General features: G+C 56.4%; 14 protein-coding genes and 1 pseudogene. 13 read left to right on the top strand and 2 right to left on the bottom strand.

Going from position 1 to position 13,580, the window contains the following annotated elements; all coding sequences use genetic code 11:
• Positions 1 to 102: 102 nt before the first annotated feature.
• The 4 genes from ACZ500_RS13225 to ACZ500_RS13210 all read left to right on the top strand — a co-directional run bounded on the left by ACZ500_RS13225 (position 103) and on the right by ACZ500_RS13210 (position 8,283).
• Entirely contained in the window at positions 103 to 6,645 is a 6,543-nt protein-coding gene (locus tag ACZ500_RS13225; RefSeq protein ID WP_464232935.1) for an NHL domain-containing protein, read from the top strand.
• Positions 6,646 to 6,654: 9 nt separating this feature from the next.
• Complete coding sequence (locus ACZ500_RS13220; RefSeq protein ID WP_464232934.1) at positions 6,655 to 7,125, top strand: hypothetical protein; 471 nt, start codon at positions 6,655 to 6,657, stop codon at positions 7,123 to 7,125.
• A gap of 439 nt (positions 7,126 to 7,564) precedes the next feature.
• On the top strand, positions 7,565 to 7,798 hold the full coding sequence (locus tag ACZ500_RS13215; protein WP_464232933.1) for a hypothetical protein: 234 nt from the start codon (positions 7,565 to 7,567) through the stop codon (positions 7,796 to 7,798).
• A gap of 98 nt (positions 7,799 to 7,896) precedes the next feature.
• Positions 7,897 to 8,283 (top strand): hypothetical protein, encoded by a 387-nt coding sequence (locus ACZ500_RS13210; protein ID WP_464232932.1) that lies wholly within the window; start codon positions 7,897 to 7,899, stop codon positions 8,281 to 8,283.
• A 479-nt stretch (positions 8,284 to 8,762) separates the two neighbouring features.
• Here the strand turns inward: ACZ500_RS13210 and ACZ500_RS13205 are convergent, their stop codons facing one another.
• Positions 8,763 to 8,945: a hypothetical protein gene (locus tag ACZ500_RS13205; protein WP_464233149.1), complete on the bottom strand. Its 183-nt coding sequence runs from the start codon at positions 8,943 to 8,945 to the stop codon at positions 8,763 to 8,765.
• Between ACZ500_RS13205 and ACZ500_RS13200 the strand changes: the two are divergent.
• The 5 genes and pseudogenes from ACZ500_RS13200 to ACZ500_RS13180 all read left to right on the top strand — a co-directional run.
• Positions 8,866 to 9,081: pseudogene (locus tag ACZ500_RS13200) on the top strand (hypothetical protein); the annotation flags it as partial. The gene ACZ500_RS13205 and the pseudogene ACZ500_RS13200 overlap by 80 nt on opposite strands.
• A 242-nt stretch (positions 9,082 to 9,323) precedes the next feature.
• Entirely contained in the window at positions 9,324 to 9,689 is a 366-nt protein-coding gene (locus ACZ500_RS13195) for a hypothetical protein (RefSeq protein WP_464233148.1), read from the top strand.
• 85 nt (positions 9,690 to 9,774) lie between these two features.
• A complete protein-coding gene (locus ACZ500_RS13190) occupies positions 9,775 to 10,089 on the top strand; it encodes a hypothetical protein (protein ID WP_464232931.1) in 315 nt (104 codons plus the stop codon).
• Positions 10,073 to 10,597, top strand: coding sequence for a toxin-antitoxin system HicB family antitoxin (locus ACZ500_RS13185; RefSeq protein WP_464232930.1), 525 nt, complete (start codon positions 10,073 to 10,075; stop codon positions 10,595 to 10,597). The genes ACZ500_RS13190 and ACZ500_RS13185 overlap by 17 nt, the downstream gene beginning before the upstream one ends.
• Positions 10,598 to 10,617: 20 nt before the next feature.
• Positions 10,618 to 11,049 carry a hypothetical protein gene (locus tag ACZ500_RS13180; RefSeq protein WP_464232929.1) on the top strand — a complete coding sequence of 144 codons (432 nt, stop codon included), beginning with the start codon at positions 10,618 to 10,620 and terminating at the stop codon, positions 11,047 to 11,049.
• 51 nt (positions 11,050 to 11,100) lie between these two features.
• On the opposite strand, the gene ACZ500_RS13175 is transcribed toward ACZ500_RS13180, so the two are convergent.
• Positions 11,101 to 11,250, bottom strand: coding sequence for a hypothetical protein (locus ACZ500_RS13175; protein ID WP_464232928.1), 150 nt, complete (start codon positions 11,248 to 11,250; stop codon positions 11,101 to 11,103).
• Here ACZ500_RS13175 and ACZ500_RS13170 point away from each other — a divergent pair.
• The 4 genes from ACZ500_RS13170 to ACZ500_RS13155 all read left to right on the top strand — a co-directional run bounded on the left by ACZ500_RS13170 (position 11,244) and on the right by ACZ500_RS13155 (position 13,478).
• Positions 11,244 to 11,816 carry a UvrD-helicase domain-containing protein gene (locus ACZ500_RS13170; protein ID WP_464232927.1) on the top strand — a complete coding sequence of 191 codons (573 nt, stop codon included), beginning with the start codon at positions 11,244 to 11,246 and terminating at the stop codon, positions 11,814 to 11,816. The two genes, ACZ500_RS13175 and ACZ500_RS13170, sit on opposite strands and share 7 nt — an antisense overlap.
• 180 nt (positions 11,817 to 11,996) lie before the next feature.
• Positions 11,997 to 12,347 carry a nucleotide pyrophosphohydrolase gene (locus tag ACZ500_RS13165; RefSeq protein WP_464233050.1) on the top strand — a complete coding sequence of 117 codons (351 nt, stop codon included), beginning with the start codon at positions 11,997 to 11,999 and terminating at the stop codon, positions 12,345 to 12,347.
• A gap of 5 nt (positions 12,348 to 12,352) precedes the next feature.
• The gene (locus ACZ500_RS13160) at positions 12,353 to 13,291 is read left to right on the top strand and encodes an HNH endonuclease (protein ID WP_464232926.1); all 939 of its coding nucleotides are present in this window, start codon (positions 12,353 to 12,355) and stop codon (positions 13,289 to 13,291) included.
• Between the two features lie 22 nt (positions 13,292 to 13,313).
• Positions 13,314 to 13,478 carry a hypothetical protein gene (locus tag ACZ500_RS13155; protein ID WP_464229797.1) on the top strand — a complete coding sequence of 55 codons (165 nt, stop codon included), beginning with the start codon at positions 13,314 to 13,316 and terminating at the stop codon, positions 13,476 to 13,478.
• The last annotated feature ends 102 nt before the right edge of the window (positions 13,479 to 13,580 follow it).

Raw genomic sequence — 13,580 nt, 5'->3', positions numbered from 1 at the left:
AGGCCGAAGGCATGCACACCGTTGTGGGCATACGCACAAAGAGCCGCCTTCCAGTGCCTGGCCGATCCGTGATGATGGCAACCAGAAGCCGGGAGGGCGGATATGAACCATGGCAGAGCGGCTTTTCTTTCACTTTTTGTGATCATCACCTTCCTTTTCCTTTTCCCTGCCGGGGCCGCGCACAGCCGGGTCATGGTGTTCGAGGATGCCGAGGATGGCCGGACGAGCGGCTGGTGGATCACCGGGCTGGATGCGAAGACCGCTTCGGTTTCAAACCTGTATGACACAGAACGGCAAAGCCGGGTGATCGTCTTGGACAGCCCGAATCCGCTGACAACGTTTTGGCTGACGAACACCGGCCCGCGATTTCGCTGGGCGGCCGAGAACTATATCCTCCAGTGGAGCCAGCGATTCGAAGCCGATTTCGAGGTTCGCATCTATGTGCTGGAGGAGGGGCAAAGCGAGCCCGCCCCCCTGGTCTACCTCCCGAGCAACGCGGCCCCCTATCGTGAAGGCAGGGTCCGCTATGCCGGCCTGGGCTCGCTGGCCGCGGACGGGACCTGGCGCACCTTCCTGAGGGACATCGAGGCGGATTTCGCGGCGGCCGGAGGCCCCTGCGGTCCTATCGAGGCCGTGGTGGGGCTCTCCTTTCACGGCACCGGGCGGGTCGATGACATCCGGGGCCTCGATCGGACTCCGCCCACCCGACCCCCTGTCGCCCGCGACGATCGACTCGAAACGCTCATGGATACCCCGGCCGCCACTACGGACGTCCTCGCAAACGACGAGGACCCGGACGGGGACGCTATCCACGTCTCTGCCTTCACGCAACCCGGCTTTGGTGGTTCGACCCATGAAGGCGGAGGGGTTTTCACCTACACCCCCGCTGAAGGCTTTGTGGGAAACGACCGGTTCACCTACACCGTGACCGACCAACACGGGGCGAGCGCCCGGGCTGCGGTGCACGTGACGGTCAGGGCCGACCTCGAACCCCAGCCGGAGGGCTCCTTCGGCGAGGGTTACCAAGACCTGATCCCCGTCGATGCCACCAAGACCTGCGCCCCCGAGCGCTTCGCCGTGGTGACCGGGCTTGTCGTCGATCCCGGGGGGAAGCCCCTCCGGGATGTCGTCGTCACCGTCCTGGAATGTCCCGGTTACGGAACGGCCTCTACCGATGCGCAGGGACGGTTCAGCCTCCCGGTCGAAGGCGGCGCCACCCTCACGCTCGACTACGGGAAGGAGGGATGGATCAAGGCCCAGAGGCAGGTGAATCCGCACTGGAACAGCGTCGCGACGGCCGAAACGGTCGTCCTTATCAGCCGGGACCCTTTCTCGACCCAGGTTCTGTTCGATCATGATCCCGACTCCATTACCATCCACCGCAGCGGCACCGTCACGGATGAAGCCGGGTCGCGCTCCCTCACGATGGTTTTCACGGGGGATACCCGTGCTTTTGAAACCGACCGGGAGGGGAATATCGTCCGGGAGGTCTCCGCCATCACGGCGCGAGCGACGGAGTTTACCACCCTGGCATCCATGCCGGCTGTGCTGCCTCGCAACTCCGCCTACACCTATTGCGTCGAGATGGAGGCGGACGGCACCGAAGGGATCAAATTCAGCAGGCCGATCGTCTCTTACGTCGACAACTTCCTCGGCTTCGAGGTCGGCTCGGCCGTTCCTGTCGGCTCCTATGACCGGGTCCGCGGGCGATGGGTGCCCGAACAAAACGGGGTGGTGGTTCGGCTCCTCGATACGGACGGCGACGGCCGGGTGGACGCCCTCGATGCAACGGGCGATGGCCTCCCGGACGATTTGAACAAAAACGGAGACATCGGAGATGAAACAAGAGGTCTCGACCCGCTGAACCACTGGCCGGAGGAGACGCTCTGGCGCTTCGAAGTCACGCACTTCTCCCCCTGGGACTGCAACTGGCCTTATGGGCCGCCGGCCGACGCCGTACCCCCGAACGGCAAAGTGCCCCCAAACGCTGACACCCAGAAGGCCCCCGATATGGACTGCCCCGAGAAGGTGAACTCCTGCGCCCTTCCCCGCAGCCGCATCTATCATGACGACATCCCCATTGCGGGAAGCGCCATGACCCTGCACTATGCGAGCAACCGGGTGCCCGGCTACAAGCACCTGATCACCGTGCCCGCCAGCGGGGAGAGCGTTCCCGAGAGCCTGAAGCGGATCATCGTCCGGGTCGAGGCGGCGGGGAGGGTCTTCGAAGAGGACCTGGCACCCCTTCCGAATCAGGCGATGGTCTTCGATTGGGACGGTCTGGATTACCGTGGAATACCGGTGGGCTCGGGGTATGCCGAAATCGAGATCGGCTTTGTCTACCCGGCCCAGTACCTCCGGCCGGGGGTTTTCGAAAGGGCCTTCGCCCAGGCGGGCGGGGATGTGACCGGTATCGAGGCCAGAGAGGAGATCATCACCTGGCGGTGTCACCGATTGTTGATTGCGGCCCCGTCTCCTGTCCCGGCGGCGCTCGCGGAGGGATGGACGCTTTCGAGCCACCATCGCGTGAATCCCGCCGCCCCCGATGTAATCGTGAAGGGTGACGGGGAGATCCTGGACGGGTCCTCCCTCGCCATCATCGAAACGGCCGTCAAAGGCTGCAAGGGTGAGCTGGCGGCGGATGCCTCGGGAAATATCTTCATCAGCGCAGCGCACAAGGTGTGCAGGGTTCTTCCGGACCAGGGGCTCGAAGTGGTCGCAGGTACGGGGGAAAAAGGGTTTTCCGGCGACGGGGCGGAGGCCGCCGCGGCCGAACTCGACACCCCGCGCGGGATCGCCTTCGACAACCGAGGGAACCTCTATATTGCTGATAGCGGCAACCGGCGGATCCGGCGCGTTACCCCCGATGGCCTGATCGAAACCATCGCGGGGGATGGCACCGCCGAGTGCCGGGGAGATGGGGGTCCGGCGGTCGCTGCGTCCCTTGTCTCCCCCACACGGGTCGTCCCGGACGAAGACGGGAACCTCTACGTCCTCGACGGCGAGCGGATCCGCAAGATCGATCCCGCAGGCATCATCACCACCCTGGCCGGCGGCGGAACGGAGCGGGAAGACGGCGGCCGCGCCGTCGATGCGAAGCTCAGGATCGGGTCTTCGAGCAACGGCCTCGCGGTCGATTCCAAGGGCAACGTCTACGTCTCGGAATATTACGACGGCCACTGCGCCTGGACGATCTGGGCCAGGATCCGCAGGATCGGCCCGGACGGCATCATCCGTACCGTCGCCGGGAAGAACTGCGCCGGGTACAACGAGCAGGCGCTTTCCTCGGGTCTCGGATCGGTCAAGGATCTTTGTGTCGATCGGAACGGCACCCTCTACTTCACCCACTACTACCGCTACGATTACGGCTACAACTCGGGCACCTACAACCACTTCATCTCACGCCTCAACCCGGATGGAACCCTCGTGCGGGTGGCGGGCAAGATGCGTCCCCCTGAAAACCGCTATGCCTTCAGAGGCTACAGCGGCGACGGTGGCCCTGCGACCGAGGCGCTCATGAACGAGCCCGAAAGCCTCGTGTCGACCCCCTCGGGCGCGATCTTTTTCTCCGAGGGCAAGAACCAGTGCATCCGGCGCGTGGGGCCGCCCACGACCTTCTCGGACGTGATGGGGCAAGGGGACATCCCCGCAGCCGACGGGGATTCGGGCTACGTCTTTTCCTCATCGGGGGATCATCTCCTGAGCTTCGACATCGAGACGGGCCTCACCGTGCAGGCTTTCAGCTATGACGCAGCAGGCCGTCTCGTCCAGGTCCGCGACCGATTCGGAAACACCCTTTCGATCGAAAGGCAGGCGGATGGAACCCCCTGGAGGATCTTCTCGCCGGAGGGCTGGATCACCGAACTGCTGGTGGACGGAAAGGGGCGGCTTACCCGCGCTGCCTACCCGGACGGCGGCGCCTACACGTTCACCTATACCGGGGAGGGCCTTCTCACCGCCAAGACCGACCCGAACGGGAACCGCTTCCACAACACCTATGACCGGGACGGTCGCCTCGCCCTGATTACCGATGAAGAAGGCGGGGCATGGCACTTTTTCCGCGAGCTGACTGCGGAGGGCACCCTGCAGCACGACATGCTCACCGCCGAAGGCCGATGGACCACCTGGCTCGACCGGGAGGCAAGCACCGGGTACACCTCGACCATCACCGGGCCGGACGGATCCGCCACGCAATATGCGCGCTCCCCCGACGGCCTCTCGGTTACCAAGGCGCTTGCGTGCGGCATAGACCTCGCTTTCACCTATGGGCTCGATCCGGAATACCGCTTCAGCTATGTGAAAGGGATGACGCAATCGACCGGCGGGCTGAAGCGCACCCTGACCCGGGAGCGCGCCTACGAAGACACCGACGCCGACTCCTGCAGCGACCGTATGACCGAAACCCTTTGCACCAACGGCCGCACCGGCACGTACGTGGTCGACACCCTTGCGGCCACCCGCACCCTGACCTCCCCTGAAGGGAGGACAACGCTCTCGGAATACGGCCCGGAGACAAACCTCACGACCCGGGTGCTCATCCCGGGTCTTCACGAGACGCGCTTCACCTACGACAGCAGGGGCAGGCTGACCCGAACCCTTACCGGTGAAAGGGAGACCTCCTTCAGCTACGATGCCGGAGGAAACCTCAGCGCGATCACGGGGCCCGACCTCGAGCGCACTTCCTACACCCACGATGCCATGGGGCGGATCAGCTCCATCACCGCCCCGGATGGCTCCCTTATCCGCTTTCACTACGACCCGAACGGCAATATCGAGGTCCTGACAAACCCCCTCGATATCGACCACGGCTTCGAATACAACCGGGTCAACCTCGCAACCGGATACGCCGCACCTTTGAGCGGCTCCTACCGCCTCACCTACGACCGGGACCGGCGGCTCCGAACGATCCGGTTCCCCTCCGGTCTCCAGATCGACCACCTCTACGAAAACGGCCTGCTCACCCGCATCGCAACCCCCGAAGGCGATATCGACTTGGCCTACCTGTGCCCCGGCAAACCGGAGCGGGTCCGCTCGGGCCCGGAGGAGATCCACTACGGCTGGGAGGGAGGCCTTCTCCTATCCGAAACCCACGGGGGCACCCTGAACCAGACCCTCGGCTACACCTACGACGATGACTTCCGATTGAGCGCCCTGAGCTACGCGGGCCAGACCCTCTCCTATGGCTATGACCTCGATGGACTCCTCTCTTCGGCCGGCGCATACACGATCTTCCGCAATACGCAGAACGGGCTTCCCGAGACGGTCACAGGAAACGGCCTCGAGACCTCCCGCACCTTCAACGGCTATGGGGAGATCACGAAAGAGGCCTCCCTCCTCGCCGGAGGCGCCCTTTCCTCGTGGGAGCTTCTCCGCGACAAAGCCGGGCGGATCACCCGCCGCACCGAGGTCCTGAACGGCCGGACGGCCGTCTACGATTACGGCTACGATGTGGTCGGACGGCTTGCCACGGTTCACCTCGACGGCCGGCTCGTGGAGGAATACCGCTATGACGAAAACGGCCGGAGAATCGCTGAGTTCAACGCCCTGAGGGGGATCGACGCCCGGACCTATGATTACTCCATCGAGGATCACCTGGTGAGCACCGGGCAGACCTCTTTTGGTTATGATCTCGATGGGTTTCTGCTCTACCGGGACGCCGGAGGCACGAGGACCCGGTATGATTACGCGAGCCGCGGCGAGCTTCTGTCGGTCAGCCTCCCGGATGGTAGGCTGATCGAGTACGTTTCCGATCCCCTCGGCCGGCGCATCGCGAAAAAGATCGACGGTGCCCTCACCGAGAAATACCTCTGGCAGGGCCTGACCCGGCTCCTTGCGGTCTATGATGCAAACGACCGCCTCCAACTCCGCTTCGAATACGCGGACGGCCGTCTCCCCGTCGCCATGACCGGAGAAGACGGCGTGCGCTCTCACCTCTTCTACGACCCGGTCGGCTCGCTCCGCCTGGTGGTGGACGGCCAGGGCAATGTGGTAAAAGAAATCCAGTACGATGCCTTCGGCTCGGTCCTGAGCGACAGCAACCCCGGCCTGCACATCCCCTTGGGCTTCGCTGGCGGTCTCCACGATTCCGACACGGGCTTGGTGCGCTTCGGATTCCGCGACTACGACCCCGCCACCGGCCGCTGGACCGCCAAGGACCCCATCGGTTTCGCGGGCGGGGATACAGATCTCTTCCGGTATGTGCTAAATAATCCGATTAATGCGATTGATCCTTACGGGCTTTTAACAATCTATTATGGTGGGGGAGCTGCTGCCTACTACGGTAATGCAGGAAATGTGACTATCAGCGCTGGAGCAATACTCTATTCAGATAAGACAGGGTGGCTTGGTGGAAACTTTGCTTCGTATGGTGCAGAGAAAGCCCCATCAGGCGATATTGAGACCACATTAGGAGCTGGTGCAGGCGCTGGCCCAGTTTTTGGTTTTATGACGGGTTCGGCAGATGATTTTAAAGGGTACTCGAGTAACTTAACCTTGGACCTTTATTTTTTTGGAGTAACATATACCACCAATGGCTCAGAGTTGGGGTTGAGTGTCGGATTTGGAGGTAAAGGCGTCGGCTTTGGGTATTATATGAATGAGACAAATACAATCATTATTCGTGATAAATCTAATCCATGCAGATAAATTAAACCAATGGAAGCACTTTATACACAATTTGGTATAGGTACATTGATCTTAATAGTGATTGGAGCCTTATTTATCATTGAACAAATTTTTTATTGCTTTTTGGGATCATATCCATACCGGTTTGGGATATTGTTAAAAACAATAGCCATTTCTGGTCTTTCAATTTCTATTCAAGGCAAAGAAAGAAAGTGCACAGATCGATTAGCAATAAAGAGGAATGATAGAAAAAAGGAAACCTATGTAAGATCTAGATATCCTCTTACAATAATAGGGCCTTTACTCTTTGTTGGACAGATTAAAGATAATGAAAACAAACTCATGATCCGGATAGGCCCTATTTCAGCTATATTCATTTTGTCTTTGATTGCAATTCCTATAATCTCTAATGGCTTTTACGGATTTCTAAATATTTTAATATTAATTGCTCTGATTGTTTGGCTTTATCTTCGTTTTTATAATATGATTCAATCAATCTGACCGATGTTAAAAAGCAGTAAGAGGCTTTAGGGAAAGAATGAAGGCAGCGAGCGGTGTTGGCGTCTTCACGGTTGTAAAGGATCAAAGCGGTTTTAGATTCTTTCTTTAACCGCTTTTCCTTTTTTGGAATGGTGGTCGGGAGGATGATACAATCATACCGGATACCTCCGCAGCAGGGAGCGCAATCCGCCACGTTTTTTCGCGGATGAAAATAGAGGAGGCAGCAACTACGCAGTTATTTACCAGCTTCTATGCCTTTGAGAAAATTATCGATTGTTAGTAGAAGGACTTTTCTTTGAAACGGTGGTAAGACTTCGCTGAAAGTAATCCGGTTAGCTTCACTGATCCTACAGGACTTTGGACATTCGTGTATAGTGCAGGGGCTCATGTTCCTACGGGACCTTGGTCAGTCGGCTCTGGAGCGACAGCCAGTTCTGAATTGGTTCACCCATTAGATGCAACGGGCAAACTAAAAGGGCAAAGAATAACTCCTGAAGTGACAGCCGGTGTTTGGGCAGATATTGGTGTTAGTGCAGGCATTGATGATTTAAGTGGTACCGGAAATCAAGCTGGAGCAACTATTGCTATTGATTACGGTAGATATGGTGGATTCCAGGCCACATTGCGCAGGGAGTTTGACCCTAATAGAGCATGGTATGATCCTCTCAAGTAGTTTGATGCTTTAAGTCTTGGGATAGGCCTAGCTATAGGGTTGCCTGTTAATGTAACAACACCGCTAGCGTATAACAAACCATGCGTTAACTAACCAATATGAAAAATATTTTTATTATTAATAGCATTATTGCATTTGTAATTTTTGGAATAGGGTTAATGTTTCTTGAGGGGATATGGTGGGGAAAAGGAAAGGTTATCAATGGTATTGGAAATATTGACAATTATTTATTTTCAAGAATAAAAGACAAACGAATCTTAAAATCAGGGGATCAATTAGCTTTTTTAGTTTGCTTGATAACGTCTATTCTTACATTGATTAATGGATTGCTGTTCTTGATTTATGATAAAATACCAAACTTTAGCGCGATATTTATTTTTGTGGCGATAGTACTATCATGGCCAGTTCGCATCCTCTTTATTTATTCAAAAAGAAATAGCAATTATAATGATGTGCCTAAAATTTGGCCATTTCCGAAACAATGAGCGACATTCATGACGTTGATTAGATCACCAAACCTAAGGCAGAGATTGAGTGAGGCATGGAGTGAATTATGTAGCGATGCATCTTGGAAAAAATCGCTTGTGATGCTTCCATATGAGGAAAAATATGATGATCCGTGGAAACCCTCTTTTAGTGGATTTTGGTCAGACAAATTGAAAAATTAGTAGGAAAAGCCAATGGAATTTATCGACGATATGGGATCAAAGAGTTTTTAACATGAGCATAATTGAATTTGCTTCCATTGTAATTGGATTATTTTTAATTTGTTATTGCAATTGTAATTTTTTTAAAATCTTAAAAAGCAATGAAGACAGTGCCTTGAAAAAAACTCTGGAAATGGATAGCGAGAATTCTTGATGCGATTATCGGTATCGGTTAATAAATGGTATATTTTTTACGTTAGAAATCACAAGGGGACATTTTTCGCTGATGTCGATGGCTAAATTTTGTTGCGGTCCTTTCAAGGAGCAGCCTGCACCTTGCGGGAAAGCTTGTACTGCATCCACGGAGTGAGAGCGGATAGCTCGCTTACCCGCTTGCCAAGCGTTTCCGGGAGGCGCTCCATGGCTGAAACGCCTCTTTTTCCCGAAGGAATCACCTTGACCGAAGAGGGGCTGCAGGATGTCCCGCGCTCCGTGCTCATCCAGATCATCCTCACCCTTGTGGAGGAAAACCGCGAGTTCCGAAAACGTGTCGAACCACTCGAAAGGTGTCTGAACAAGGATTCCTCCAAACCGAATCGGCCGCCGTCCTCGGATTCCCCCTTCAAAAAGAAAAAATCCGGAAAGAAAAAGAAAGACACCGATCGGCGGAAACTGAGCCAACCTGGGCACCGGCAGGAGATGCTCCCGCCGAAGGAAACCCGAGTCATCCTTCCGAAAATTTGGACCTGTGGCAACCGCGAGTTCCCCGAAACGGAACCGTATTATACGCACCAGGTCATCGAACTGCCGCCGATCGAACTCGAGGTCATCCACTTCGAGCTGCACCGAGGCAGGTGTCCGGTCTGCGGCAGGCGCCGGTGGAGATCGATGTGTTGGCGGCCATGGAACTGGGGCTCACCTTGGACGAACTCAAGACCATTTACCGGGTTCAGTTTCCCGTTCCGCGCCAGTATGAATCCGACACGTGGTACGACCGGAACGGGCGCATCGTTTTTACCTGCAACAAGGGGCTTCCGGGGGTGGGGTTTTCCCGGGCCGAGTGGACCCACATCAGGCCAATGCGGTCCGGCACGGTTTCACGCACCATCCAGGATGGTACCCTGCCGGGCGGCCCGCGCGAGCGCACCATCGTCTATGAGGCCTCTTTCGACCGTTGCGACAGGGAGAAGGACTACGAGATGGCATGGGCGGAATTCGCGAGAAGAAGGGATTTGGCAGGCTGAGGAATGGAATTGACCTGCGGTCATGGAAGCAATATCATGGGTTGACTCCGTGCAAAAATGATACTATATATAATATCAATCAACCATGGAGGTGCAGTTGGGCAAGGCTGAGAAACTCTACCGGAAGTGGTCCGAACATATTCCCAGGGAGGCCCATCTGCAGGAAGTCACGACCTTTCTGGATACTTATTTCCCCGGCATGTGGAAGCAAAAGTTGTCTTCGCACATCGTAGTGCGCTGCAGCCGGCTGGCCGTGTTGGCCGATTACCGCCCTTACGGCGAAATCACCGTTCCGGTGAAAGGTGGTCAGCGGGTGAAAGGCTTTTATATAGGCAATCTCCTTCGGGCCATAAGGGTCCTCGAGGAACTGGGAGAAGAAGACGATGAGCAGGGATGTTGAGCACTATGCTGCTTTGCCATACAGGATTGAGATCACATCTATTCCCGAGGAGGAGGGGGGAGGGTATCTCGCCAGGCTGCCGCAGTTCGGGCGACTGGGGATTGTGGGCGACGGCGAAACGCCCGAGGAGGCCCTGAGGGAACTCGAAGCGGCCAAGCGCGAACGTTTTGCGGAATACCTGGCGGAAGGGCGCGAGATTCCCGAGCCCGAGATCGAGGAGGAGGATTTCAGCGGCCGGTTTGTAGTGCGGCTGCCGAAATTTCTGCATCGGGAACTCGTGTCGGCGGCGCGCAAAAATGAAGTCAGTCTGAACCAGTACGTCGTTACGCTGCTGGCTGCCAACTGGCGGGATGACAAGATCGGAGGCCGGCTCGAAAGGCTTGAATCCGAACTCGGGCGGTTGCGGAGATGGGTTGGTGCCATTACATATGACACCGAATCAGGGCTGCCGTCCATCCAGAAACCTACGAAACAGTACTTCGCGGACGAGTACGCCACGGCGGCGTGAACCGTTATTCGGAGGCAGGAATGGCCAAGAAGACCGCGCAGGCACAGATGAGCCCGGAGGCCTACCGAGCAAGGCTCGCCGGAGTGAAACTGGTCAGTATTACGCTTGAATCCTTTACATTGAAAACCGACAGGAGCCGGCTCGGTGAGGGGATGAAACTTAGCGTAAAACACAAGGTCGGTTACGAGCCCCTGGATAATGGGTCTGTAACACTTTCGATCGCCTACGATCTCACTGCTACCCGGTCAAACAAGAGAGAGGCTGCTATCACCCTTTCGGCGGCGTTCTCAGTGGTGCTCGATTCAGACGAACCTCTCATGGAGGCGTTCCTGGATATCTTCACGAAGGTGAATCTTCCAGTGAACACCTGGCCTTATTTCCGGGAACTGGCGCAGAACATGCTGCAGCGGGCGGGGTTGCCTCCGATCACGCTGCCTTTTTGGAGGAGTTGAAAGAACGGTTTTTAACGGCCTGTGAAGGACCGGCGGACTCGGTTGGCCATTTCATCCGTCAGCCTCCACAGACATATCGCAGCGAGCGAGGGAGCAGCCCCCCATCATGATCTCTTCCGTACTTTCGCAGCAGCTCAGGCAGGGCGTCGAGGACTTCCTGCGGACGACCTTCCCTGTCGCGACCCACCACTTCAATGGCATCCTGGAACGGCTCCTGGTCCTGGAACGGGTCGGTGCGGGTCCTCGGGGGAGCCGGCACGGGCAAGACCGTCGCAGCGATGCACAGGGCCAGGTGGCTGGCGGAGACCATTTTTCAGGGGGACAACGACAGGATCCCGTTCACCACCTTTACCCGGAACCTGGCAGCGGGAGAGCCGGAGCTGCCCCTCTCTTTTTACCGGGAAGAGTGGGAGAGGGTTGTGCAGCCGCAGGAGATCGATACGGTCGAGCAATATATGAAAGCCTCGCGTTTGGGCCGCGGCGTGCGCTTGAACCGGCGGTCGCGCAGGGAGGTGTGGAAGGTCTTCGAGCAGTACAGGGCGCTTCTCAATGAACACGGGCTCCGGGAAAGGGAGGATGCCCTCGAGCATGCCCGCCATGTGCTGGAATCGGCCTCCGACTTTCTTCCCTATCGGGCCGTCGTGGTGGACGAGGCCCAGGACATGGGGCCGCAGGCCTTCCGCCTGCTTCGGCGCATGGTGCCGGAGGAACAGGCTGAAAACAGCCTTTTTATCGTCGGGGGCGCCCACCAAAGGAGGTATTCGTGATCAGTTTCACGGTGCCGAGCCGGTTCCTGTCCGAGTGAGAAAAGGGTGAAAGCCCGGATTTTTCTTGTTCTGTCCGGAGGGGTCAGGTGCGCCAAACGGCTGGAATAGAAACTGAAAAAGACAGCAGCAAACCGATCGGGGTAAGCAGCGATGATGGGAGGTGATCGAGGGCCAATGGACTTGCAGGCACTCTTGAGAGCGGTGATTTCTTTCCGGGATGAGCGTGATTGGGCGCAGTACCATAATCCCAAAGACCTGGCAATCTCTCTTACACTGGAAGCCGCTGAATTGCTGGAGATTTTCCAGTGGAAGAGCCCGGAACAGGTGCAGGCCATGAAATCGGACGAACAGGCTTGCCGGCGGGTCAAGGAGGAATTGGGGGATGTTCTCATTTACGCATTGAACCTGGCCAATGAATTCACGTTCGACCCGGCGGAAGTGGTTTTGGAGAAGCTCGCCATCAATGGCCGGAAATACCCTGTAGAGAAAGCAAAAGGCCGCGCGGACAAATACAGCGCCTATGAGGAATGACCGTCATGCGATTCTATATCGGCGTCACGGACGATGAATGGTTCGGCTTCCTGGCCGGGTTGCCCGGGATTGACGAGGTCAACTTCTGGCAGCCGGGCGGCGCATCCGGCAGATTCAAGGCCCTGCAGCCCGGCGAGCCCTTTCTGTTCAAGCTCCATGCACCCAATCATTTCATTGCCGGCGGGGGCTTCTTCGCGCACCACAGCGTTCTGCCCTTAAGCCTTGCATGGGAGAGTTTCCGGGAGAAGAATGGAGCCTCGTCTTTTCTCAGCATGAAACGACTTATAGAAAAAAGGCGCAGGGCGGACAATACCTTTGAAGATTACAAAATCGGCTGCATTATCCTGACGCAGCCCTTCTTCTTCAGGCGGGACGATTGGATCCCCGTGCCCGCGGATTTCAGCCTGAATATTGTCCAAGGCAAGACGTATGACACGGCTACCTTTCATGGCCGTGCCTTGTGGGACGCCGTATCTGAAAGGCTGGCGTTGACTCAGACCTATCCAGATTTTACAGAGGAAAAACGGGTTGCTGAAGCTCCGGGAGGGTATGGCAAGCCTGTAACCATACAGCAGCGCCTCGGTCAGGGGACCTTCAGGGTGATGGTGACGGATGCCTACGACCGGCGTTGCGCCGTCACGCAAGAAAAGACCCTTCCTGCCCTGGAGGCGGCGCACATCAAGCCTTTCAGCGAGTCGGGCCCCCACCGGGTTGATAATGGACTGCTGCTGCGATCAGACATCCATAAGCTTTTTGATGCGGGGTATGTGACGGTGACTCAAGAGCATCGCTTCATCGTGAGCCGCCGGATCAGGGAAGAATTTGAAAATGGCCGATTATATTACTCGCTGCATGGTAGCAGAATCCACCTGCCGCTGGATTCGCGTTTCAGGCCGAGTGAAGAATATTTGATATGGCACAATGAGGATTGCTTCAAAGGTTGATCTAGGTAGTTTCCATCCGGAAATGGTCTTTTTTGCCAATCTCGGCGTCAATCTGCACGTTTGCTTGTGCGGCGACCTACAGGTCGCCTCCGCGCAAACGCTTGATTTCCTTGATATTGGCAAAAAATCCTCATTTCCGGATTGGAAACTGGGTTGTACCGGGAAATCATTTCCGGATGGAGACTAGGTAGTCGAATTCAGTTATATGGTGAATAATAAAATGACATCAATTTTAAATGTGAAAAAATTACGATTTTATAATAAATATTATTTAAATTAGATATTTTAG

The sequence above is a fragment of the Desulfatiglans parachlorophenolica genome (assembly GCF_055394735.1).
The sequence above is the reverse complement of the archived record's forward strand: the minus strand, read 5'-3'. Positions and strand labels throughout refer to the sequence as shown.